Raw genomic sequence first — 22453 nt, 5'->3', positions numbered from 1 at the left:
GTTTTATCAGGTCAGTTACGAGGGTTGAATCATGACGCTTGGGCACGGGCGGCGGGCGACAATCCGCGACGTCGCGCTGGCTGCGGGCGTCAGTATCTCGACAGCGTCCAACGCACTTAACGGGCAAGGCCGTACAAACGCCGAGACCCGCGACCGGGTAAAGCGCGTCGCCGAAGAGATCGGATTTCGGCCGAATGCGCTCGCGCGAGGGTTGCTCAGCCGGCGCAGCCACTCGATTGGGATCATCACCAACGACACCTATGGACGGCTGACCCTGCCGATGACGGCCGGGGTGTCGGAAGCGCTCGTCGATCACGGCGTGTCCGTCTTTCTCTGCGCCACCAACAACGATCCGCGGCTTGCCCGGCTCCACCTCGAAGCGCTGCTGGACAAGCAGGTGGACGGGATCATCTTCACGGCGACCCGGCTCGATCTTGCCCCTCCGGTCGATCTCTCAAGCCTGCCCATGCCGGTGGTCTATGCCTTCGCGGAAGGGCCGGATACCAGCGTATCTTTTGTCCCCGACGACAGTCAGGGCGCGCGTCTGGCGGTCGAGCATCTTCTGTCCCTGGGGCATCGCAGGATCATGCATATCACGGGACCGGAGGATTTCGTTGCCGTGCGCCGTCGCGCGGCGGCTTATCGTGCCTGCCTCGACGGCAGAGGGGACAAAGGCGAGGTAATGTTCGGGCCGTGGGGCGAGGACTGGGGGCACGAAGCGGTCCGCCGGATGCTCGCCCGCCCGGAGCCGCGCCCCGATGCGATCTTCTGCGGGAGCGACGAGACCGCACGAGGCGTGATAGACGCGTTGCGAGATCACGGCCTTTCCGTGCCGGCAGACATCGCGGTCGTCGGCTTCGACAACTGGCACGTGGTCGCCGCCCAGACACGTCCAGCCCTGACCACGGTCGACATGGGTTTGAAGGAACTCGGTCGACGGGCCGGTTTGGCGATGCTGGACCTCACTCAAGGGAAACCGGTCCCGCTCGGGATCAAGGCCCTCGGATGCAGCCTCGTCGTGCGAAAATCCTGCGGGGCGGTCTAGGTGCAGGAAATGACATCCTCGATGGCGGCGGAGGGTTCAACGAACTGAGCGGCGGTCGCGGATCCGGCACCTTCGTCTTCAAGACAGGCATCACCGAGATCGATGATGTCCAGTCGGGCGTCGATCGTCTGCAGATCTCCAAGACGCTCGGCGTGACCAGTTCCGACGATATTCTGGACCTTGCTCGGTCAACGGGCGGTGATGACGATATCTCAGATCCAAGATCATAAGCATCACATCAGAGCTTCACGTCACGCAAGACGTGAACCTCTTGACGTTCCTTGATGCTGCGCACGCCTGCACGGCAGCCATGCGAAATCGCGCCTACCGGTACTTCGCGCCATCGCGTAGATAAGGATCAGGAATGATCAGGACAAAGACCATGAAGACTGAAGCCCCCCGTAACCGTATCGCATTCGGCCAGAAGATCTGGGAGGCGATCGCCGTCACGCGCTCGCACGAGACGCGCCGTATCGTCAACAATCACGGCTACAAGGGCTGAAGATTTAGGGGGCATCGCGCTCCCTGGATCGAAGCGTGGCCTTCGTTCCGCGTTCCGGCATCGATGCCGTGAGCGTTGACGTCGTGAGGTCGCCGCACGGATATCTGCTACAGGCTGCCGCCCGTCCGGGCTGGCAGCCTTTTTGTTGCGGGTTTTTCGCGGGGATTCCGCATAGATATAGACGGCAATTTCGGAAGACAGCCTTGTGCGAAGGTTAAGCATCCGCTTTGAGCGATCTTGCAGGCAACAGGCGTTAAACGAGATGCCATGCGCTGAGCCGGTCTGTGGCTGTCCGTACACTGCGCCAGGCATCCTGAACCGCCTGAGTCGCTGTATCCGGCTTGGAATCACCAATGAAGATGATGATCGGGCCCTGCTCCGTGTGAACGGGATCGTAGAAGTCGAGCAGACCAGGATGGCGGGACTGCAGGAACTCCGGCATGCCACCGTCGCGTCTCAGCAGATGATCGACCACGACCTGATCGCCGTGAACGGAATTGGGCACTTTGCCGCAGGAGCCGGGTTCCATCCAGCGGTCGGGTTCGGCCTTGAACGTCTCGTAGAGATGGTCGAGTTCATCTCCGCGCCAGCGCATGATGGCGGTGGAGAGGTGGCCTTTCAGGAAATAATCCTCCATGGCGACCATGCTGTCGTCAACAAGAGCGCCCGCGTCTCCGGTAAAGACCGTATCGAGATCGCACAGGATCGTGAGATCGTCGGCGAGATCGGCCCGAAAGGATTCGAATTTCGACCACCATGCCGGCCAACCGTGGCGTAGGGGCACGATCTCGACCCCCGCGACCTGAAGGTCGAGATCCGTGAGGCAGACGACGCGATCAAGGCCGGAGATCGACCGGCGCGCGCCCGCGTTCAACCTCTCGACCCAGGTTGCGTCGTAGCGGCCACCGCTTTTCAGAACCGTCGTGAGCGTGACCATGCAGGTCACACCACTTTCAACAGCGGCTGCTCGTTGGCGGCGCCCTGCCAGAGGTCGTCGCAGAGCGTCTCGAGCCAGTTCGCGGCTTTGCGCGCTGCATCCGGATCGTGAAGGGCGTGAAGAATGGCCGGGTCGATTGCCTCTGCGGCATTCAGGAGCTGCTGCCATCCACGATAATCGCCCGGCCAGGCAGGTGCTGTCACGGCAGCGCCGAGCGCAACCAATGCTTCAGCCTTGCGGTGCTGCTCGGCGAAGTAGCGCCATTCCGGCATGACGACGAATTTTGAGCCTGCGCGGGCTATCTCGTGGACCGTGTTATCGCCGGCCGAGGCGACGACGATGTCGGCCGCCGCGATATAGTCAGTGACGTTCTCGACCCAGCCAAGCTCCTTGAGATTGGCGAAATCCGTTTCGTGGCCTTCCCTGTGGACGGGTCCGGCAACCAGCCAGAGGGCCTCCGGCACGGCACGCGCGGCAATCGTCAGCGGTGCAAGCGGCGTCCCGCTGCCGCCACCCCCGGTCAGCACCAGAATGACCTTGCGGTCTTCGGCAAGGCCGAGCTTTGCCCGCGCTGCCTCTCGTGTCGGCACCGCGTCCCGCGTCGTGCAGAGCCCGCCGGTATAGATCGTCTTGGCGCGGAGAGCCTGCGGATAATCGTCCTGCTCCAGACGGGCGTCGAATGGCGCAATCATGCCGACGCACGCCTCGTAAGAGCCGATATGCCCGACATCGCTGCGATCGCCATGCATGCGGATCTGCACCGTCGGCGTGCTGACGATGCGGCCAAGCATGCCGATTTCGGCGGAGACATCGACCACGAAGAGACCGACATCGCGGTCATCCAGATGATCGACGATGGTCCGCATCGTGCGGCGCATGGAGGGCAGGCCGAGCGGCACGCAATGCATGACCGACGGCGTAGGCTCGGCAAAGAGCCGCGGCGTCGGCACGGTCTCGCCGATCATGTTCGGCAGCGCGATGACCTCGATGCGGGGATCGGCCTTGGCAAAATGCTCAGGGCCGGCGGTGAGCACGGAAACGGGGCGATCCTTGCTGAAATGCTCGGCCATCGCCATCGTACGATTGGCATGGCCGCGGCCCTGATGGTGGACGAAGAAGGCGATCGGTTTTTTCATGAATGTGGTTCCATCAGGAAAAGAGAACGTGGTCGGGCTGTCGTGCGGCGTCTGTTTCCCGGGCGTCCGGGCGGCGTAGCAGGCGGATTTCACGTGCCCCGCTCGTCCAGTCGATCAGCCCGCGCTCCGCGAACTGCCCCAGCCAATAATCCATGCACCAGACGCCGTGCTTCGCGCGGTAGAGGCGCGCATTGCGCAGGATATGATCGAAGTGCTGAAGCGGCGGAATATGGACGGTATGGTGCTGGTGATAGGCGCGCGCGCCGCCAACGCGGTAGGTCGGAATACCGGCTTTCGATGCTCTGCGCGCAAGGTCCGTCTCTTCGCCGCCATAGCCGTGGAAGTCCTCGTCCATGCCGCCAAGCGACATCCAGGTCGCCTTGCGCAAGGCAAAGGACAGGCCCCAGAGTTGTCCCGAATCCGGCTCTTCTACGACACCGATGTCAGGGAATGCGGGCTTGGAAGGATGAGCGACGCCATGTCTCTCCAGCGCGGCGATGTCACCAGCAAACGTTGGCAGGCCACCGGGGAGATAGTGGACCTCACCGAGCATAACGCCGTCGTGCCGGGTCAGCGCTTGGGTGTAGGCCTCGACGGTGGTCGGCGAGGGGATGCAATCGACATCGAGGAAGACGAGGTGCGTGCCGGATGCGGCCTGCGCCGCGCGGTTGCGGGCGGCAGCAAGCGGCATGTCGTCACCTTCGACGAAGACGTGGTTGACCGGGAAGGAGAGAGCAGGGAGCGCTTCTGCCTTTTCGGCCTGCATCCACGCGATCACGAGTTCACCGGGCGGCGCGCTTTGTTGAGAAAGCCCCGTCATCAGCGCCCGCAGATGATCGGCCCGTCCGCGGACGATCGTCAGGACGCTCGCGGAAACCGCTGCCGTCATCGTGCCAGACCTGCGGCCTTGGCCTTGTTGCGGAAGTGGAGAACCCCTTCGATGATGCCGGCGGCGTGGGTGCTGGAGGCGATGTAGGAGTGCTTCAGTGCGGGCAACTTGCCGAGATTGTCGGAATAGTTGGCAACGATGATCGACTGCGGAATGGCCTGCAGCATCTCGATGTCGTTGCCGCTGTCGCCCGCCACAAAGACGGAGCTTTCCGGCAAGCCGTAGCGACGGCGCACATGATCGACGGCCGTCCCCTTGGAGGCCTTGATCGGCAGGATATCCAGATATCGCCTGTGGCTGTGGATGACGGAGGCGAGCACGCCGGCTTCCTGAAGTGCCGTGCGCACGCGCTCGACAGTCGCGTGGTTGCCGTCGCTGAAGTAGCTGAGCTTGAAATCCCGCTGTTCCAGCGGCGCTTGCGGCGTCAGACCGGATACGCCACGCAAGACGCGCTCGACAGCCGAGCGCTGCCAGTTTGCCGCAATTGCCTTCAGCCAGCCTTCGTCCTGCTCGTAGGAAACGCCGTTCTCCGAGAGCGTATAGATTTCCGAGCCGACCGAGGTGATCATGACTTCCGGGCGTGGCACGTCCTGTTGTTCCAGCACCGCCATGGCGCTGTGGAAGGAGCGCCCGGTCGCAACGCCGAAGGCAAGGTTCTCCTGCACGCGGCGCCAGTTGCCGAAAGCGTGCAGATGCGGAACGGAGCCGACAAGCGTGTTGTCGATGTCGCTGATCAGGAGCTGGATGGCGCGCTGGGTGGACATTTCCGGTGGGCGAACGAGATCGTGCACCAGCCCATGATACCGCGTGACGTGCCGTTCCCAGTCATAGGTCTTCACGGCCCTGTCGCCGGACGCGGAAAAGCAATCCCACATCTCGCCATTGCGGAAAATCTGCAGCAGGGCATCGGCAATGCCATCGGCGTCGCGTGGATCAACCAGAAGTCCGTTGCCGCAGGTCTCGATAATGTCGTTCGGCCCACCGCTGTCGGTCGCGACCAGCGGCAGCCCGACGGCGGCAGCTTCCAGAAGCGTCAGGCCGAACGGCTCGTTGAAGGCCGGGTTGACGAAGACGCCGCGCCGGTCGCGGGCATAGGCATAATATCCGGGAATATCCTCGCCACGATGGCTCTTGGGATAAGCCACCTTGCCGTAGAGGTCGTAGCGATCGATGAGACGCAAGAGCTCGCGAAGGTTGGCGGCCATATCTGCCTCCAGCGCGTCGATATCGTCCCGCGAACCCGCGACGATCACCAGGTTGGCCGCAGCCTGCAAGGCTTCCGACTGGCCGTAGGCCTCGATCAAGCCTGCGAGGTTCTTCTTGGCGACCGGTCTTGCAATGGCGAGGATGACAGGCTTGTCCGGCTCCGCCAGAAATCGCGCCATTTCCCGCTCGACGACAGGCGAGGCCGCTGCACCGCGAAACGCTTTCAGGTCGCTGCCCGGCGGCAGCACGCGGATCTTGCCGGGGTCGTAATTCCGATAGGCCTTGTATTGCAGTTCCGCCTCGTCGCGGGAGGATGCGATGACGAGCGAGGCTCTGGCAAGCGCCAGTTCTTCCGCTGCAATCCGCTCGGCAAAGCCGCGGTCGGCCTCGCAGGAGGGCAACGCCTTCTGCTTGACCTTGCCCAGCGAGTGGCCGGTGAAGACGAAGGGAATGCCGAGCGCATCCTCGACGCGTGCAGCCACCACTGCTGCATCGGCATAATGCGCATGGAGGATGTCCGGCCGGGTGCCGCCTGCCGCGATGTGCTCGATCAGCGCGTTTGAAAAGCTGTCCAGTTCGGTATGCAGGTCCTCTTTCGCGAGGTAGCCCGGATGCGTCGTGCGGAAGCGGACGATGCGGGTCGTCTCGTCCACGATTTCAACCGGCTTGATGTAATCGTCACCGAAGCCTTCGAAGGCACGAGTGGCGATGACGATGCGTTCGGCTTGTCGCTCGTTTCTGCAAGCATCGACGAGATCCAGAAGGTAGCGGATGTGCCCGCCCGTATCCGTCGTCAGTCCATATTCGACATTGTTTCCGCGAAGGCACCCTTGAAGTGCGACGTGAAGAACGAACATACATGATCTCCCGTGCAGTCAGGACCAGAAATGCCGAACCGCGACCGTGAACTGAGTGAGCCCATAAAAGTTGCACAGGTTGCACCAAGTATTTTCCCCGTGCCTCCGCTCAACCATGGCGGGACGGAGCGGGTGATCCATGACCTGTCTGTCGGGCTGCAGGCGCTCGGCTGCGAGGTGACGCTGTTTGCCCCCTCCGACAGTGCATGCCCTGTGCCTCGGATCGGTGCCTTGCCGAGCCTGCAATTCCTTGAAAAGAAGCATGGTTCCGTGCCGCCGTCGATCCCGTCCGTGCTTGAAACCGTGCGGATGGAGGAGGTCCGCCGCGCGCTGTCATCGTTCGATATCGTGCACTTCCACGGAGAGTTTTTCCACGCCGTCACGCTGGGCGAAAAACGCAAGACATCGCTGACGACAATCCACTGGCGCGTCGACGAACTCGACCGTGAGTTGTTCTTTTCCGCCTTTCCTGATCTGCCTGTCGCGGCCATCTCGCAATCGCAGGAAGAGGCGCTGCCGGTATCGAACCGTGCCGGCGTCGTGCTGCATGGCGTCGATCCCGAACGGTTCGAGCCGAACGACGCGCCGGAACCCTATCTCGCCTTCATCGGCCGCATGACCGACCAGAAGCGGCCGGATGTCGCGATCCGCGTGGCAGAGGCGGCGGGTCGGCCGATCCGGCTCGCCGGGACCGTCGATGTCGGCAACCCGCTTTACTTCGATACCTATGTTCGCCCGTTTCTCTCCCCGACTGCGGAATATGTCGGTCCTGTGGACGATGCGGCCAAGAATGTTCTGCTGCGCGGCGCAAGCGCGCTCTTGTTTCCGATCGACTGGCCGGAGCCGTTCGGGCTCGTAATGATCGAAGCAATGGCCTGCGGCACACCTGTCATCGCCTGGAACCGGGGCTCCGTTCCCGAGGTCGTTGAGCATGGCGTGACCGGCTTCATCGTGAACAGCGAAGAGGAAGCGGTAGCGGCCATCGGGCAGATCGACCGGCTCGACCGGCGCCTGATCCGCGCGCGCTTCGAGCAGCGTTTCACCGCACGGCGCATGGCGCAGGATTATCTGGATATCTATCGAAGGCTGCTCCAGCGATGATGCGCACCGCTCTCATTGCATGGGATTATCCGCCATCGCCGAGCGGGCTTTCAACAGCGGCGCGAGAGATCGCGGAAAGCCTTGTCGCGCAAGGCTGCGACGTCACGGTGTTTTCCGGCGACCGAAGCGGCACGAGCATGAGCGACGGCGTGCGCATCGTCGGCTGCGCGATACCGGAGCGCTCGGGGCTCGGGCGTTTGCGAACCTATGCCGGCATCGGCCATGTTGCTGCACCCCGGCGGTTTCGCGATGCGTTGCTTTCCGCCCATGCCGCGGTGCCGTTCGACGTCGTCGAAGCGACCAACTGGTATGCGCCGGCCGTGCTGCTGGGCGGGCGTCGGGATCTGCCGCTCGTCACGCGCAACTCCACGCCCGCCTCCTGGTCGCGGGAAAGCCGGCTGTCTCCCCGCAACCGTCTGGATGCCTGGGCGGCGGATATGCTGGAGCGCCGGCAGGCGAACGGCAGCGCGGCGCTGATTTCCAATACCGCCGAGCATGGCCGTCGCATTGCCGAACTCTACGGTCTGGATGCGCGCCGCCCGCACGCCACGATCGGCCTCTCCCTGTCTCAGACCGTTCTGACGCGGGCGGGCGAGGCGGAATACCCGCCCGCCGAAGAGCCGTTCCGCCTCCTCTTCGTCGGCAGGGCCGAAGCACGGAAGGGGTTTCATGAATTCATGGATGCCATTGCTCGTGTCGCTGAGGAGGCAGATGCGGGTCTCGTGCCGGATTTTCAGGTGGACCTCCTGGGTGTACCCGATAGCGACCTGCCGGAGAAATTGCCCGCCAGCGCCCGCCGGCGCGTCCATGCCCTCGGTCGACAACCGGACGGGGTTCTGTTCGATCTTTACGAGGCTGCCCATATCGTTGCAGCACCGTCGCGTTACGAGAGTTTTGGCCTCGTCTATCAGGAAGCAATCGCCTTCGGCCGCCCGATCCTTGCCTCGGCGGAAGACCCGAGCGCGCGCGAATTCGTCGGCCAGACTGGCGCGGGCCTGCTTGCTTCGGCAACCGAGGGCCGGGCCATCGCGGAACGCCTGCGTGAACTCCTGACGTCCGGCACTCTTCGCGAAGAGCTTCGCATGAAGGCTCTGCGGGCGGCAGGAACCTTTACCCGCGCCACGCTCGGCCGCCAGACGCTCGAGGTTTACCAGCAGGCTATTGCAGGCCATCGCGGCACCGGAGCGGCGAGGGCATCATGAAGCGAACGGCTATCATCGGCAACGCGCCGGAGTTCGACGGTCGGGATCTCGATATCGACGGCTACGATCATGTCGTCAGGTTCAACAACACGGCCGGGCTCGGCTCCACGAGCGGCACCAAGACATCCGAACTGGTGCTGGTCAGCCGGGGCGGACAGCCGGCGGAATGGCTTGCCGATCCCGCATTCACGCGGCGGAAGGCCGTAGAGGATGCCAAGCGCATCACGCTCGTTTTTCCACCATCGGAAAAGCCGGAAGACGAGTGCCATGCCGAGGGCCTTTGCCGGCGCCTTGGCCCGCTTGGTAAGGCGATCGGGTGGATCGATGCCGCGAAGGAAGGCAGGGCTCGCGCAGCACTTCTGACCCATGGGGCTCTGCCGACCTCCGCCCTGAGTTCCGGTTTTCTCTACAGTTTCAGGACGCTGGAGGCCGAGGAGCCCGGATCCTCATCATTCGATATCTTCGGCTTCGGTTTCGATGGCTGGGACGGGCATGCCTGGAGCGCCGAACGGGCGTGGTTCGAGGCGGCTCACGCTGCCGGCCGGCTGGTCCTGCACCCGTTGGCGAAAGACAGACGCAGGATCGGGTAGGGAGGACAGCATGCCAGACGCCATCACCGCCCGCTGCCCGCTTTGTCAGGCCCGTGGCCTCGAGCCAACGTCGCGAACCTTGCGATGCGGCGATGTCGTTCGGGCATTCTCCTATGCCTGCTCACACTGCGGACTGCTGCTGGATGCGCCCGCCGACATGCCGGATCCCCAGCACTTCGATACGCTCTTTCGCGATCTCTGCGCCCGAAAGCCTCCCATGGCTCAACCCGGTGACCCCTTCGGCTGCGATATTTATACGATGCGAACGATTGCAACCCGCTTCGGCCTTGCGGCGACGCCGGCAGATGCGATGCAGGAGGAGGAACTGCGCAAACCGCATGGCACGCTCGCGGCCGATGCCGATCTCGTACCCTTGCGAACGCTCCCACCGACAGCTGTTTCCGTCGGCGTCATGTGCAGCGAGCGGGAGGCGGGTGCCGTGCTGGAGACGGCGCCGCTTTATTCTTCCTGGGCGGCTTCGATCATCGTTCTCATCGATCGCGCCGGGCCGACATCCGAGCCCCGGCAGGAGAGCGGCGACAGCTTTGCCAGGGTGTTCTCACGCCCGTTGAACGGAGATTTCGCGGACCAGCGAAATGCGCTGCAAGCTCTCTGTCAGACTGCGTGGATGTTCCAGCTGGATGCGGACGAGGACATTTCGCCGGAACTTGGAGACAGTCTCACGCGTCTGGCCACGCTTGCCGAGCGGCAAAGCGTCGTCTCCATCGGTCTGCCGCGCGAAAATCTGGTCGATGGACGGCTTTCCGATCTCTACCCGGACCTGCAATATCGCCTCAACCGGCGTGAGATCTCCTATGAGGGCATCGTGCATGAACGACCGGCGCGCGTCTGGCAGAGCAGCTTCATCGCCCTTTCCGGCTCTATCCGGCACCACCTCACGGCCGAGCATGTCGCCCGGAGATCGAATGCCTACGAGACGCTGAAGCCCGGCGGTGGGCGCCTGTTCGAGAAGAATGCGCTTCAGCGTCCCTTCTCGGCTGTATGAGCCTCACCATCCGGCCTTTCGCTATGGGCGTCCCCGCGTCGGGAACAAAGGTTTCCCGTCGCGGTTCGTCGCGCTGAAACCGGAGATCTTCATCGTGACATCGACCTCTTTCCGCTTCCGCCCGCCCGCGCAGACCGTCCTGGCAATCGCTTTCGCCGCGACATTTCTTGGCTCAGGCCCATCCTTGGCGCAATCCTCGACGGTAGAGACCATCAAGAGCGAGACGCGCAAGCTGATCGCGCCGATCACCGGCAAGACGGATGAGCGCCTTGAAGAGGTGGCGAGGTTCGATCATCAGGTCACCGGCGTGACCGTGTCGGAAGACAACCGCATCTTCGTGAACTTTCCCCGCTGGAGCGAGGATGTACCCGTCTCCGTCGCAGAGGTGATGAAGGACGGCACCATCAAGCCCTATCCGAACGACGAGTGGAACGCATGGCGCAACGCCCGGATGAGCGAGGTTACGCCCGGCGATCACTTCGTCTCGGTGCAAAGCGTTGTCGCCGACGGCAAGGGATCGCTCTGGGTCGTCGATCCCGCGGCACCCAACACGGAAAAGACGGTGAAGGATGGCCCGAAGCTCGTGCAGATCGACCTGAAGACCAACAGCGTGAAGAAGGTCTACCCGTTTTCGCCGGATGTCGCCGGCCCTGCGAGCTACATGAATGATGTGCGCCTGTCGCCCGACGGCAGTTTCGCCTATCTCACGGATTCAGGCATGCCCGGCGGGCTCGTGGTCGTGGACTTGAAAGCGGGAAAGGCATGGAGAGTGCTAAGCGACGATGCCAGCACGCAAATGGAAAAAGACGCCGTCGTGATGACGGACGGCAAGCCGCTGAAGCGCCCGGATGGCCGCCAGCCCATGTTCAACGCCGACGGTCTGGCCCTGTCGAGCGATGGCGCGACACTCTACTGGCAGGCCGTCACCGCCAAGACCATGTACCGCATCGACACCGCCCTGCTTCAGCAGGCGGGCACTGATCCCGACGTGGCGAAGGGCAAGGCCGAGAAATTCGCCACGACCGAACCGGTGGACGGTCTCTGGACGGGCAAGGACGACAGCATCTACCTCAGCGCCGTCGGTGCCGATGCCGTAAAGCTGCTGAAGCCGGACGGGAAGATCGAAACCGTTCTCACCGACAGTCGCCTGCGCTGGCCCGACACATTTTCGCAAGGGCCAGACGGCTTCATCTACGTGACCGCGTCCCATATCCAGGATTCGCCCTGGTTCCACCCTTCGGGCTGGGCGAACAAGGACTTTACCCTGTTCCGCTTCCGGCCTGAGTAAGCCGTTCTTGCCACAAGATGTCGTGCCGACAGGGGGAGAGACCTACGCTCCCCTGTTTGCCGCGCCGCGCGGGTCGTCCACGACTGTCGAAGCCGTGCTGTCTTCACGGGCAAGACCTTTTGCGGCCTGATCCACGGGCGCTTCGGTTCGCACGCGGGTCTTCTGCGGGTCGAAATGCGGGAAGGGGACGATGGTGGCCGGAATACGCTTCTGGTGACCGTCCAGCTTTCCGATCTCGACGTTCGTTCCGACCTCCGCAAAGGCCACGTCGAGGCGCGCAAGCGCGATGCTCCGCCCGAGGATCGGGGATTTGACGGCGCTGGTCACCACACCCACCTGCGCACGCCCGACGTGCACACAGTCGCCATGGCCGATCGGCTCGTTGCCGGCGATGTCGAGGCCAACCATGCGGCGATGGGGATGGTCCCGGCGGCGCGCGATGGCGGCGTCGCCCACATAGGCGTCCGGCTTGTCCTTGGGAATGGTGAAGCCGATACCGGCCTCGAAGGGGTCGGTCTGGTCGGAAAAATCATAGCCGGCAAAGACGAGGCCTGCCTCGATGCGCACCATGTCGAGCGCTGCCAGCCCCATGGGCGTCAAGCCCTGCGGTTCGCCTGCCGTCATGACGGCATCCCAGACGATGCTCGCATCCTGTGGATGGCACCAGACCTCGTAGCCGAGTTCGCCGGTATAGCCCGTGCGGGAGACGAGGACCGGACGGTCGGCGATCCGGCCGATGGTGAAGCGGAACCATTTCAGCTCCGAGAGCGTCGGCTGATGCGGCGGTGTCACCGTCACCTTCGCGAGGATATCGCGTGAGCGGGGTCCCTGCACGGCGATATTGTGGAGCTGATCGCTCGAATTGCGCACGAAGGCCTTCAGGCCGTGCTTGTCCGCCAGTTCCCGCAGCCAGGCGCCGGAGAATTCATCGCCGCAGACCCAGCGGAAATTGTGCGGTCCCAACCGGAAGATCGTGCCGTCATCAATCATGCCGCCGGTCTCATAGGTCAGCGGCGTATAGACGATCTGCCCGACGGCCAGCTTCTTCACATTGCGCGGCACGGCGAGTTGCAGCAGGTCCTCGGCATCCGGGCCCGTGATCTCGAACTTGCGCAGGGCGGAAAGGTCGATCACGACCGCGCGCTCGCGGCAGGCCCAGTATTCGGCGATGGGGCCGGCATCGTTGTAGCAACTCGCCAGCCAGAAGCCGCGATAGTCCTCGAACTTACGTGTCAGTGCGGATGTCCGGGGGTGGAAGCCGGTTTCGCGGCTCATGCGGGGTTCGGCATCGGGTGTCATGCGGTGGGCGCTTCCCTTTTCAAACGGGCAGTCGGCGTCATAGACGCGGACATGGATATCGGTCGGCATCCAGCCATTTGCCGGGTCGATATCGTCGGCACAGGAGGACGTGGCGCAGACGAGATCGGTCAGCGCCCGCAAGAGCACGTAATCGCCCGGCCGCGACCACGGCTCGTCCATCGAGATCCGGTCCTGCGCATCGACGAAGGTGTTGTAGAAGAAATTGATCGCCGGCCAGCCCCGGCGCTCGGCAATGCCGTAGGGGGCGAGAACCCGGTTGAAGTTCTCCGTGCAGTTGGAGTGGCCGGGATAACCCATGTCCTCGTAATATTTGGCGGTGCAGGCCAGCAAAAATGTATCGTGCCGGCCGACCGTATCCTGCACCACCTCGACCAGAGGCCGCATACGCGCGTCGAAATATTTGGAATGCAGGCCGGGCCCTGAGAAGCTGGAACCCATCAGGGTGCGTGTGGTGGTGGGGTCGATGCCGAACTCCGAGCCTTCCGCCAGATCCCCAGCGTCAAAGGCCAGAAAGTCCGAGCATTGCCGGCCATCGACATCGATGATCTGGATATATTGGCCTGCCTTCACCCGAAAAGCCGAAGCCGTGGCTGCATGGATGCGCAGGTCCGTCACGACCTCGGGAGCCAGCGGCGGCGGAACTTCGCCGGTGCGCTCCACGAGCGGCAGGATATCGACCAGAATGTCGGTCGGCGTGTCCTGCGCGTCGGGCGCCATGGGTTGGCCGGGCACTGCCACGAGGCAGAGAAGATCCGCTCGGGCCTCCAGTGTCACCGCAGCGCCGGCGGGCGTCTCCGCGTCGAAGAGTGTCGCCGATACTGGCGGATCCTTCGTTTCCGCCTCAAGGATCTGCGCGACGGCGGTTGGGATCCTGTAGGAGGACGAGGACATGACAGGCTTGGGCGATGCGCTGGCGGCAAGGCCCTGCAGGCTCTCCGGCGGGCCGAAGCCGTGAACCTCGACCGGCTGCGCGCCTTCGAGGTTGCGCAGCGTCACCCGGTCGCCCGGTCGCAGGGCGAAGAGGCGTGCCTCACCGCCACGCACGATGGCGGATGTCGGCCGGAGCGCCGGCATGGGCGTGCCGGATTGCGCCGTGTCGCTTGTCCAGATCCGTGTCATGGTCCCTCCATGGTCCCGGTCTTCGCCGGGTCCGATATTATTCCGCAGCTTCCTGCACGCCGAGAAAGGCTTCGAGCGAATCGTCGAGCGCATCCATCCAGGGCGTATGATGGACCGGCGCCATATCGCCTGTGAGAACGGACGGATAGGATTTGTTGCGGTAGGTCAGAATGCCCTCGACCTTATGGTGCTCCCATTCCTTGAAGAGTTCGGCAACCCTCTCGACATCGAAATCGGGGTAGTCCGTCGCCGACAGCAGATCGCGAACGTAATCCGTCTGGTAGTCGATGGCTTCGAACGGGTTCGTCAGCGCTTCCTCGCGGGCGCGCCAGTCCTTGATGTCGGCATCCCGCGTTGCTGCGTCCGGCAACGCAATCCGGCCGATGATCACGTCGCGGGCAAACCACGCCTGCGCGTCGAACATGTTGAAGGTGTAATACTGGTCCTGCATGCCGATGTAGAAGAGATGCGGGTTCTGTTCCCAGACGATGCCCTTGTAGAGCCCGAGAGGATAGAGACGGTTGTTCGTCTTCAGGCGAAGCTCGTCCGGCAGGAAGGGAAAGGAATGCTGGTAGCCCGTGCAGAGCACCACGGCATCCACCGTCTTGCTCGTGCCGTCGATGAAATAGGCGGTCTTGCCGACGAAACGTGCAATCAGCGGCTTTTCCTCGAACGTATCCGGCCAGTCGAAGCCCATCGGTTTTGTGCGATAGCTGAATGTGACGGACGCCGCGCCATACTTGTGGCACTGTGTGCCGATGTCCTCGGCCGAGTAGGAAGAGCCGACGAGCAGCACGTTCTTGCCGGCGAATTCGTCGGCCGCGCGGAAATCGTGCGCATGCATCACCCGGCCGAGAAAGCCCTCGATGCCGGGGAAGGACGGCATGTTCGGCACCGAGAAATGGCCGTTGGCGACGACCACGTCATCGAACTCTTCGGTATAGTGCTCATCCTTCTGAAGATCCTTGACGGTCACCGAGAAGGTCTGCGTCTCCTCGGACCAGACGACATTGCGCACTGGTGTCAGGAAACGGATATAGGCGCGGACGCCGCTCTTCTCGACCCGCCCGGCAATGTAATGATGCAGCACGGCGCGCGGGGGGTAGGAGGGGATGACCCGGCCGAAATGTTCCTTGAAGGAGTAATCGGCAAATTCGAGGCACTCCTTCGGGCCGTTCGACCAGAGATAGCGGTACATGGAGCCGTGCACAGGCTCCCCGAATTCGTCGAGCCCGGTGCGCCAGGTATAGTTCCAGAGGCCACCCCAGTTGCTCTGCTTTTCGAAGCAGACGACCTCCGGCACATCGACGCCCGCGCGTCTGGCAGTCTCGAAGGCTCTGAGAACGGCCAGTCCGCTCGGACCGGCACCGATGACGGCAACGCGTTTCTTCATTTTCGATCTCCATGATGACGTGAAACCGGCAGCACGCTAGTCTTTTGGCGCCGGCGAATATGAGGCTCAGCCTTTGGCGGTGCGCTTCAGCTTCTTCGGATCGTCGAAGGGCAGAGCGTGGGCGGCGGCAGACATTGCGCCGCTCGCATTCATCACCTCGAGCTTCGTGCCGGGCACGGCGCAATCGACCGCAAGCCGGGCGATCGCCATCGATGCTCCGGTGAGCGGCGAGACCATGCCGCACGTGGCAACGCCCACCTGCCGGCCGTCCTGGTAAACCGGAGCGCCTTCGTCGGCCGGCACAGCGCCGTCGAGAAGCAGGCCGAAGATCCGGAAGCGCTCGCGTCCCTTGAGGCGCGCATGTTCTTCCGCGCCGCGAAAGCCCGTCTTGCCGGGGCTGACGGTGAAATCGAGGCCGAGCTCCCAGAGCGTGTCGCCCGGACCTTCGTCGGCAAAGGGATATTTTTGCGAATTGTCGAAGGGGTAGAACAGCAAGTAGCTTTCCACCCGCAGCATATCGAGCGTGGTGAAGCGGCACGGGATGATGCCCATCCCGGCGCCTTCTTCCAGAATCCGGTCCCAGATGACGGGCGCATCCTGTCCACGGCAGAAGATCTCGTAGCCGCGCTCGCCGGTATAGCCGGTGCGGGAGATCATCACGGGCAGGCCGAAGAGACGCGTCTGGAGATGATGGAAATAGGGGAGATCGCGGATGCCGGGAACGTGCGGCGCGAGGTAATCGACGGCGAGCGGCCCTTGCAGCGACAGGTCATGAAGGTCGTCGTCGAAGCGGATGGAAACGTCGCGGCCGATGGCGGCCTTCTGCAGTTCCTCGTGGCCCGTTCCCGAGCCGTGCACCACCATCCAGCTGTTGGTGGAGATGCGGTAGATGATGCAGTCGTCGGTGAACTTGCCGGCTTCGTTGAGCATGCAGGCATAGGCCGACTTGCCGGGATAGATCTTCTCGACGTCGCGCGTGGTGGCGAGGTCGATGACATGGGCGGCATGGGCGCCGGTAATGTGGACCTTCTTCAGGCCGGAAACGTCCATCAGGCCCGCTTTCGTGCGGATCGCCAGATATTCGAGATCGGCATCGCCATCATAGGACCAGGCGGTGCCCATCCCGCTCCAGTCTTCCAGCTTCGAGCCGAGCGACCGGTGGCGGTCCGCCAGGGTCGAAAATCTCCAGGATGCAGTCATGTCGTCCTCCAGTAACAGGCGATCGATGGGCGGGCTCGCGCCCATGCCGTGAACGGTTCAGTCCGGCGCAAAGCCGGGGGATGTGGGAAGGCCGTCATCATGGCGTGACAGCCATGCGACGGTCGTATCGCGGAAGCGGCCAAGGCCCTTATAGTCGGCAATCGGCTGCGGCAGGCTCGCAAGCACGCGATGGAACCGCCGCGCCCATTTCTTCTGGGTCACCAGCTCGTCCATCTTGATGAGGTAGCAGCGGATCGAGAACACGATGGCGTTGGAGCGCGGAAGCCGCCAGAGCGCCTGCAGCTCGACGCGCAGATGCACCTTGTCGCCGACGTTTTCCGGCGTCACGCTCGCCTTGTCGATGCCCCAGCGGTGGTAGTTCTCCGGGCTGGTGTCGAGGCGCGGATTGATCGTCATCGTCCAGTTCAGACGCCGCACCGGGCGGCCCTGCTGGAGGTTGAGCAGGAACTTGAGCGCCCGCTCGAAGACGCCGAGATCGTGCGCCAGCGGCACGGGCGCGTGCCACTCCATGAAGTTCATGCCGAGGTCGAAATCGAGCGACCAGTCGGCCTGCGTCGTCACCATGCCCGCATCCATCCAGAGATTGTCGTCCCGCTGATCGAGCAGGCAGAAATCGCCCTGGCACTGGCGGGTGATGTATTCCATCGGCCCCTGCGGCAGGGTCGATGCATCGCCGAACGTGAAATGCTGGTCGAGACCGAGCGGCCGGTTGATCCAGTGCCAGCGGTCGCCCTCGCGCGTCAGGGAAAACGTTTCCGGATAATGCGTCGCCATCGACGTCATCAGCAGTTCCAACAGATCCCATTCCGCCGTCATCATGTGCGGCAGCGACTGGCAGCGCAGGGGATCCTGCGAGAGGGTGATCGCGCGGTCCTGCATCTCGGCGACATAGTGCTCGTCGATGTGGATCGGAAACTCCGTCGCCGACTGGACCGGTCCGGGTACATGCTGCTCGATGTTGACGGTGTAGGTGTAGTCGTCGCGCTCGAAGGGGAAGGGAAACGCCCGGATCGCCTTCGGGCTGTTGGCGAAGGTGTAGTCGTCGCGAAAGGTCTCGGCATTGAACGAAAGGGTCATGGTGTCACTCCGTCACAGGTCGAGCACGAGCTCGCGGCCGCGCAGCCGCGAGACGCAGGTCATGATGGTTTCGCCGCGGGATTTCTGGCCGTCCGTCAGATAATGGTCGGCATGCAGCAGGTGGCCGTCGGCGGCGAGCACCCGCGTCTCGCACTGTCCGCACGCGCCGCCCCGGCAGAGATAGGGGGCATCCACACCGGCCGCCTCGATGGCCTCCAGCAATGTCTCGTGCTCACCCACAACGGTGGAAATGCCGGAGCGGGCAAGCCGGAGTGCGAAGGGCTCTCCGCCCTCAGGCGCCAGAAACCGCTCGGCATGCAGCGCGCTTTCCGGCCATCCCGCCATGCGTGCGTCCGTCATCACGCCCTCGATCATGCGCTCGGGTCCGCAGACATAGAGATGCGTGCCGAGCGGCTGGCGGGCGAGGATATCGCGGACCGAAAGCCGCTCCTGCCGCTCGCTGACATAGAGGTGGAGATTGTCGCCGTGTCGCGCCGCAAGCTCGGCGGCGAATGCGCCGCTTGCTGTATCGCGCATTGCATAATGAAGCTCGAAGGGCAGAGCGAGGGCATCGAGTTCCGCTGCCATGGCCGCAATGGGCGTGATGCCGATGCCACCGGCAACCAGGATATGCCGGCGGGCGGTGCGGTTCAGGGCGAAGAGGTTGATCGGCGCCGACAGGCTGAGGTCTGCTCCCACGGTCAGGTGATCATGGATGAAGGCGGAGCCGCCGCGCGACTGCGGACTGCGCTGTACTGCGACCTCATAGGCCGCGCCGCCGGCAAGCGTCGAGCCAAGGAGAGAGTATGCGTTGCGGATCAGCCGGCTGCCGCCATCGATCGTCAGCACCGTATGGGAACCGGCCGAATAGGCCGGCAGGGCCTGCCCGTCGCGCGGGGCCAGCCGCAGGCGCTTGACGGTCGGCGATATCGCTTCTGTCTCGATGACCCGCACGGGAAACTGCACGCCGCCGCTCATGCTCCGAACGCCTCTGCCGGCGGGATGTCGCCCGGTGCCTCGGCATCGATGGAAACGCCCATGAAGGCGCCGAGACGGCGGGAATAATGATCGCGCACCAGAAGGTGGATACCGCAATGGGCGCAGGTGGCGGGGCTTGCCGATACGCCGTCGGTGAAGCCCTTGCAGTGAACGCACTGGACGCGGCGGGTCGGAGCCCCACGATGTTCGGTCTGGATGGCGTCCGCATCGATGCCCTGATGCAGGGCCTCGCTGGTAACGCGACCGATGAAGTCCTCGCTGCCGCTGACATAGAGCCGGGTGCCCATGGTCGCCGTAGATAATAACGTCACGAGTTCGCCGAGCAAATCCTCGGCACTTGATGCGACGCTGAGCGCCTCGCAGGACAATGACGCCAGAAACGTCTCCTGCGTGCGATCGGTGCGGTACGGCGCGGGTGAAAAGAGGATGGTTGTGCGGGACAGGGCCTCGTGATCGCCGAAGGCTTCGATCACGGCGGACGCGCCTTCACCTTCGGCAATGGCGATGTGCCGCATGGCGTGGGCAACCGGAGCGAGGGTGCCGTAGAGGGGCCGGCTTTTGATAGGGGAAGGCTGCATGATCGTGTCTCGAAAGGATGTCAGGCTATCCGGGGGAGGACGGCGCCGTGAGACGCCGTCCTTTGTGCTGCAGGGTGTCAGGCGCTGAAGAACCAGTTGGACAGGAACACGACGGCCACACCGGCGATGAGCGTGAGGTAGGGGAGGATGCCGGCCTTGCGGTTCATGGTCTCGCCGGGCTTCACGCCGAGGTCCTCCAGCATTTGCGCGGGGAATTGTCCGCGATCCTGGATGTAGTGGCGGTAGAAGAAGACCGGGATGATCAGCGCCGCCGTGATGATGCCCGCCCAGAGCGCCATCGGGTTCCAGACTTTGGCGCCGGCGCCCATGAAGACGGCATTGAGGAAGGCGAAGATGCCGCCGAGTGCAAGAAGGACGGTCGGCGCCCTGTAGGGTCGCGCGATGTGGCCGGAGTCGATCCGGTGCAGCCAGCCGGCGTTCAGGTTGAGAAAGTTGAAGATGATGTAGCCGCAGTTCGACACCGCGAGGATGAAGAAGAAGCTGGTGGCATCGGCGCAGGCGATGGCCAGCACGACGAGATTGACGATGAGATCGGTCCACATGGCCCGCGTCGGCGCGCCGTGCTCGTTGACGTGGGAGAGGTACTTCGGCAGCCAGCCATCGACCGAGCCCTGGTAGAGCGTGCGCGAGGAACCGGCCATCGCCGTCATCAGGCAGAGCATGAGCGCGAGGATCATCAGCATGACCAGCAGGCTCTCGATGAATGCGCCGCCGCCCACCATGTGAGCCATTGCCGCAGCCACGCCGGAGCCATCGACGATCGGCGTGGCGAGCATGCCGTCGAGCCCGAGGACGCCCTGGAAGGTGAAGGGAACGAGGCTGAAGAGCGCGAGGCAAAGGAGGCCGGAGAAGAAGATGGCCTTGAACGTATCCTTGCCGGGATCGCGGAATTCGCTCGTGTAGCAGACCGCGGTCTCAAACCCGTAGGTCGACCATGCCGCGATGAACATGCCGCCGAGAACCAGCGTCCAGCCGGCGATGTTCCAGGCGCCGGGTTCCGGCGCATAGGCCGTGGCGAGCGGCACGAGCGGGGAAAAGTTCGACCAGTTGACGCCGCCGGTGACGAGCGGCACGACCCCGACGATGACCATGGGGATGATGACGACGAGGCCGATATATTTCTGCACCTTGGCGGTACCGAGAATGCCGCGATGCTGCACGGCGAAGGTGACGAGCATCAGGATGGCGCCGATGAAGAAGGCGGCATTGAGCGACAGGGAGACGGGTCCGAGCGTCGTCTGGAAGAGTGTCCAGGTGCGGATGGACGGCGTCAGTGCCGATACGGCGGCGGCCGCTTTTTCCGCATCTGGCACCGTCAGCGTCGCGCCATTGGCGGCGATCCAGTCGATGACGGAAGCGCTATCGACGGCCGGGACCGGCGCAAGCGCGTTCAGGATATAGGCGGCGGCGATGGAGCAGCCGAGCGAGAGCACAGGCGACCAGGCAAACCAGTTGCACCACACCGAAAGCGGCGCGATGGGCTTGGCATAGCGAACCCAGGCAGAGGCGCCGTAGATGGACGCGCCGCCTGACTTGTTGGGGAAGAGGCCGGCGATTTCGGCATAGGTGAAGGACTGGATGAAGCCCATGATCATGGAGACGATCCAGACCGCGAAGGCAAGCGTGCCCACCGTCCCGGCTATGCCGCCGATCGAGAAGAGGACCAGCGCCGGCACGCCGCTCGCGACCCAGAAGGCCCCTGTCCAGTTGATGCTACGATGCAGTTTTCCTGGCTCCGAAATCTCGGAGCTTATCACTGTGGTTGACATAGCTGTTCCCCGCCACGTTCTGTTTTGTATAAGTCGGACTGCTATTGGAGCCGATGAACATCGGCTTGCATGCGCAGCGGACCCTGTTCATGGCGGATCCTTGCTGCATACCTCGTACGGGATCGGGCGATCCCGTATGCCGTGCTCGCTTGCCCTGTTACCGCGGTGCCGGATGTTTGACCGGACCGGCTATCGGGTTCTTGCGGGGATCATGCTGCCGAGTTTCCGGTTTGTCAAAGGTTATTCTTAAAGAGAAACAAATTTTCTTCTTAATTTTTAGACTTGCCAATTTAATAGGCAGAATTCATGTTTTCGGGCAACGCTTGGTTATTCCGCAGGTCTTTGCAAACCGAATAGAGATTGCAGCACAGAGGACCGCCCTTCATAATGATGGGCCGTTTCCCCATGTTCGGGAACGCAGCCCGTGTCGCCGCAAAGCTTGTCCCAGCATGGGCCTTGCGAACTGGCACCCTCTTCAATCAACGGGAGACGATGTGTCGGAACCGGCCAAACCTGCGATATCCAAGCCTGTCATCCTTGCCCAAGACCCGCACGCGTTGCGCGAGCCGAAGGAAAACAATCTCGAAATGGCGATCGGCCATGAGGTGCGCGCCTATCGCAAGCGCCTCGGGATTACCGTATCGGATCTCGCAGGTGCGACCGGTCTGTCCGTCGGCATGCTGTCGAAGATCGAGAACGGCAACATCTCTCCCTCATTGACCACGCTTCAATCCCTGTCGAAGGCGCTCGGTGTGCCCCTCACTGCGTTCTTCCGCGGTTTCGAGGAACCGCGCAACGCGATCTTCGTCAAGGCCGGCGAGGGCGTCAACATGGAGCGGCGCGGCACCCGGGCCGGGCACCAGTACAGCCTGCTCGGCCATATCGACAACAATTCGAGCGGCGTCACGGTGGAGCCCTATCTGATCACGCTGACGACGGAGTCGGACGTGTTCCCGACCTTTCAGCATGAGGGAATGGAGTTTCTCTACATGCTGGAGGGCGCGGTCACCTACCGCCATGGCGACCGGACGTTCGATATGGAGGCGGGCGACAGCCTGTTCTTCGACGCAGACGCGCCGCATGGGCCGTGCGTGCTGACGAAGCTGCCCGCTCGATACCTTTCCATCATCTCCTATCCGACCAAGCGGAATGGAGGCGACGGGCCATGATTGCCTTAAAAGAAAAAAAGTTTCTTGA

The 22453-nt window shown here is 63.3% G+C and carries 19 protein-coding genes; 8 read left to right on the top strand and 11 right to left on the bottom strand.

The genetic code is table 11. The features are described from left to right. Positions 1-31: 31 nt before the first annotated feature. Together BSG19_RS14590 and BSG19_RS14585 are read left to right on the top strand one after the other, a co-directional pair. Positions 32-1045, top strand: a complete 1014-nt coding sequence (locus BSG19_RS14590; RefSeq protein WP_092988751.1) for a LacI family DNA-binding transcriptional regulator — start codon at positions 32-34, stop codon at positions 1043-1045. Next, positions 1006-1275, top strand: a complete 270-nt coding sequence (locus BSG19_RS14585) for a calcium-binding protein (RefSeq protein ID WP_092988750.1) — start codon at positions 1006-1008, stop codon at positions 1273-1275. Before BSG19_RS14590 ends, BSG19_RS14585 begins: the two co-directional genes overlap by 40 nt. A 525-nt stretch (positions 1276-1800) precedes the next feature. Here the strand turns inward: BSG19_RS14585 and BSG19_RS14580 are convergent. From BSG19_RS14580 to BSG19_RS14565, 4 genes are read right to left on the bottom strand one after another with little or no spacing between them, the layout of a single operon-like run. Next, positions 1801-2484, bottom strand: a complete 684-nt coding sequence (locus tag BSG19_RS14580) for a hypothetical protein (RefSeq protein WP_092989083.1) — start codon at positions 2482-2484, stop codon at positions 1801-1803. Between the two features lie 5 nt (positions 2485-2489). Next, on the bottom strand, positions 2490-3620 hold the full coding sequence (locus BSG19_RS14575; protein WP_092988749.1) for a glycosyltransferase: 1131 nt from the start codon (positions 3618-3620) through the stop codon (positions 2490-2492). Between the two features lie 13 nt (positions 3621-3633). Continuing rightward, positions 3634-4509, bottom strand: coding sequence for a glycosyltransferase family 2 protein (locus BSG19_RS14570; protein ID WP_092988748.1), 876 nt, complete (start codon positions 4507-4509; stop codon positions 3634-3636). Beyond that, a complete protein-coding gene (locus tag BSG19_RS14565; RefSeq protein ID WP_092988747.1) occupies positions 4506-6572 on the bottom strand; it encodes an HAD-IIB family hydrolase in 2067 nt (688 codons plus the stop codon). The genes BSG19_RS14570 and BSG19_RS14565 overlap by 4 nt, the downstream gene beginning before the upstream one ends. A gap of 30 nt (positions 6573-6602) precedes the next feature. Between BSG19_RS14565 and BSG19_RS14560 the strand changes: the two genes are divergently transcribed. The 5 genes from BSG19_RS14560 to BSG19_RS14540 all read left to right on the top strand — a co-directional run bounded on the left by BSG19_RS14560 (position 6603) and on the right by BSG19_RS14540 (position 11759). Continuing rightward, positions 6603-7673 carry a glycosyltransferase family 4 protein gene (locus BSG19_RS14560; protein ID WP_092988746.1) on the top strand — a complete coding sequence of 357 codons (1071 nt, stop codon included), beginning with the start codon at positions 6603-6605 and terminating at the stop codon, positions 7671-7673. Further along, positions 7673-8875 carry a glycosyltransferase family 4 protein gene (locus BSG19_RS14555; protein ID WP_092989082.1) on the top strand — a complete coding sequence of 401 codons (1203 nt, stop codon included), beginning with the start codon at positions 7673-7675 and terminating at the stop codon, positions 8873-8875. Before BSG19_RS14560 ends, BSG19_RS14555 begins: the two co-directional genes overlap by 1 nt. Continuing rightward, on the top strand, positions 8872-9465 hold the full coding sequence (locus BSG19_RS14550) for a hypothetical protein (protein WP_092988745.1): 594 nt from the start codon (positions 8872-8874) through the stop codon (positions 9463-9465). Before BSG19_RS14555 ends, BSG19_RS14550 begins: the two co-directional genes overlap by 4 nt. 10 nt (positions 9466-9475) lie before the next feature. Then, positions 9476-10471: a glycosyltransferase family protein gene (locus tag BSG19_RS14545; protein WP_092988744.1), complete on the top strand. Its 996-nt coding sequence runs from the start codon at positions 9476-9478 to the stop codon at positions 10469-10471. 94 nt (positions 10472-10565) lie between these two features. Then, the gene (locus BSG19_RS14540) at positions 10566-11759 is read left to right on the top strand and encodes an SMP-30/gluconolactonase/LRE family protein (protein ID WP_244529256.1); all 1194 of its coding nucleotides are present in this window, start codon (positions 10566-10568) and stop codon (positions 11757-11759) included. A gap of 42 nt (positions 11760-11801) precedes the next feature. On the opposite strand, the gene BSG19_RS14535 is transcribed toward BSG19_RS14540, so the two are convergent. The 7 genes from BSG19_RS14535 to BSG19_RS14505 form a co-directional block, all read right to left on the bottom strand. Then, on the bottom strand, positions 11802-14198 hold the full coding sequence (locus tag BSG19_RS14535) for a trimethylamine N-oxide demethylase (protein ID WP_244529255.1): 2397 nt from the start codon (positions 14196-14198) through the stop codon (positions 11802-11804). Between the two features lie 37 nt (positions 14199-14235). Continuing rightward, entirely contained in the window at positions 14236-15591 is a 1356-nt protein-coding gene (locus BSG19_RS14530) for an NAD(P)-binding domain-containing protein (RefSeq protein WP_092988742.1), read from the bottom strand. A 66-nt stretch (positions 15592-15657) separates the two neighbouring features. Further along, complete coding sequence (locus tag BSG19_RS14525) at positions 15658-16791, bottom strand: aminomethyl transferase family protein (RefSeq protein WP_092989080.1); 1134 nt, start codon at positions 16789-16791, stop codon at positions 15658-15660. A gap of 57 nt (positions 16792-16848) precedes the next feature. Beyond that, positions 16849-17889 (bottom strand): heme-dependent oxidative N-demethylase family protein, encoded by a 1041-nt coding sequence (locus BSG19_RS14520; RefSeq protein ID WP_092988741.1) that lies wholly within the window; start codon positions 17887-17889, stop codon positions 16849-16851. A 12-nt stretch (positions 17890-17901) separates the two neighbouring features. Next, a complete protein-coding gene (locus tag BSG19_RS14515) occupies positions 17902-18867 on the bottom strand; it encodes a PDR/VanB family oxidoreductase (protein WP_092988740.1) in 966 nt (321 codons plus the stop codon). After that, positions 18864-19466: a dimethylamine monooxygenase subunit DmmA family protein gene (locus tag BSG19_RS14510; RefSeq protein ID WP_092988739.1), complete on the bottom strand. Its 603-nt coding sequence runs from the start codon at positions 19464-19466 to the stop codon at positions 18864-18866. Before BSG19_RS14510 ends, BSG19_RS14515 begins: the two co-directional genes overlap by 4 nt. Positions 19467-19543: 77 nt before the next feature. Next, complete coding sequence (locus BSG19_RS14505) at positions 19544-21256, bottom strand: trimethylamine N-oxide permease (protein ID WP_092988738.1); 1713 nt, start codon at positions 21254-21256, stop codon at positions 19544-19546. 587 nt (positions 21257-21843) lie between these two features. On the opposite strand from BSG19_RS14505, the gene BSG19_RS14500 reads away from it, so the two are divergent. Then, complete coding sequence (locus BSG19_RS14500; protein WP_244529283.1) at positions 21844-22425, top strand: helix-turn-helix domain-containing protein; 582 nt, start codon at positions 21844-21846, stop codon at positions 22423-22425. Positions 22426-22453: the final 28 nt, after the last annotated feature.

The organism is Rhizobium sp. NFR03, assembly GCF_900111275.1.
Taxonomy (GTDB): Bacteria; Pseudomonadota; Alphaproteobacteria; order Rhizobiales; family Rhizobiaceae; genus Ferranicluibacter.
The sequence above is the reverse complement of the archived record's forward strand: the minus strand, read 5'-3'. Positions and strand labels throughout refer to the sequence as shown.

Coding starts and splice junctions, on each gene's coding strand:
- BSG19_RS14575 (WP_092988749.1), bottom strand. CDS start 3,620: ATGAAAAAACCGATCGCCTTCTTCGTCCACCATCAGGGCCGCGGCCAT.
- BSG19_RS14505 (WP_092988738.1), bottom strand. CDS start 21,256: ATGTCAACCACAGTGATAAGCTCCGAGATTTCGGAGCCAGGAAAACTG.
- BSG19_RS14500 (WP_244529283.1), top strand. CDS start 21,844: ATGGCGATCGGCCATGAGGTGCGCGCCTATCGCAAGCGCCTCGGGATT.
- BSG19_RS14520 (WP_092988741.1), bottom strand. CDS start 17,889: ATGACCCTTTCGTTCAATGCCGAGACCTTTCGCGACGACTACACCTTC.
- BSG19_RS14560 (WP_092988746.1), top strand. CDS start 6,603: ATGCCGAACCGCGACCGTGAACTGAGTGAGCCCATAAAAGTTGCACAG.
- BSG19_RS14535 (WP_244529255.1), bottom strand. CDS start 14,198: ATGACACGGATCTGGACAAGCGACACGGCGCAATCCGGCACGCCCATG.
- BSG19_RS14565 (WP_092988747.1), bottom strand. CDS start 6,572: ATGTTCGTTCTTCACGTCGCACTTCAAGGGTGCCTTCGCGGAAACAAT.
- BSG19_RS14510 (WP_092988739.1), bottom strand. CDS start 19,466: ATGCAGCCTTCCCCTATCAAAAGCCGGCCCCTCTACGGCACCCTCGCT.
- BSG19_RS14590 (WP_092988751.1), top strand. CDS start 32: ATGACGCTTGGGCACGGGCGGCGGGCGACAATCCGCGACGTCGCGCTG.
- BSG19_RS14530 (WP_092988742.1), bottom strand. CDS start 15,591: ATGAAGAAACGCGTTGCCGTCATCGGTGCCGGTCCGAGCGGACTGGCC.
- BSG19_RS14580 (WP_092989083.1), bottom strand. CDS start 2,484: ATGGTCACGCTCACGACGGTTCTGAAAAGCGGTGGCCGCTACGACGCA.
- BSG19_RS14570 (WP_092988748.1), bottom strand. CDS start 4,509: ATGACGGCAGCGGTTTCCGCGAGCGTCCTGACGATCGTCCGCGGACGG.
- BSG19_RS14515 (WP_092988740.1), bottom strand. CDS start 18,867: ATGAGCGGCGGCGTGCAGTTTCCCGTGCGGGTCATCGAGACAGAAGCG.
- BSG19_RS14545 (WP_092988744.1), top strand. CDS start 9,476: ATGCCAGACGCCATCACCGCCCGCTGCCCGCTTTGTCAGGCCCGTGGC.
- BSG19_RS14525 (WP_092989080.1), bottom strand. CDS start 16,791: ATGACTGCATCCTGGAGATTTTCGACCCTGGCGGACCGCCACCGGTCG.
- BSG19_RS14550 (WP_092988745.1), top strand. CDS start 8,872: ATGAAGCGAACGGCTATCATCGGCAACGCGCCGGAGTTCGACGGTCGG.
- BSG19_RS14555 (WP_092989082.1), top strand. CDS start 7,673: ATGCGCACCGCTCTCATTGCATGGGATTATCCGCCATCGCCGAGCGGG.
- BSG19_RS14585 (WP_092988750.1), top strand. CDS start 1,006: ATGCAGCCTCGTCGTGCGAAAATCCTGCGGGGCGGTCTAGGTGCAGGA.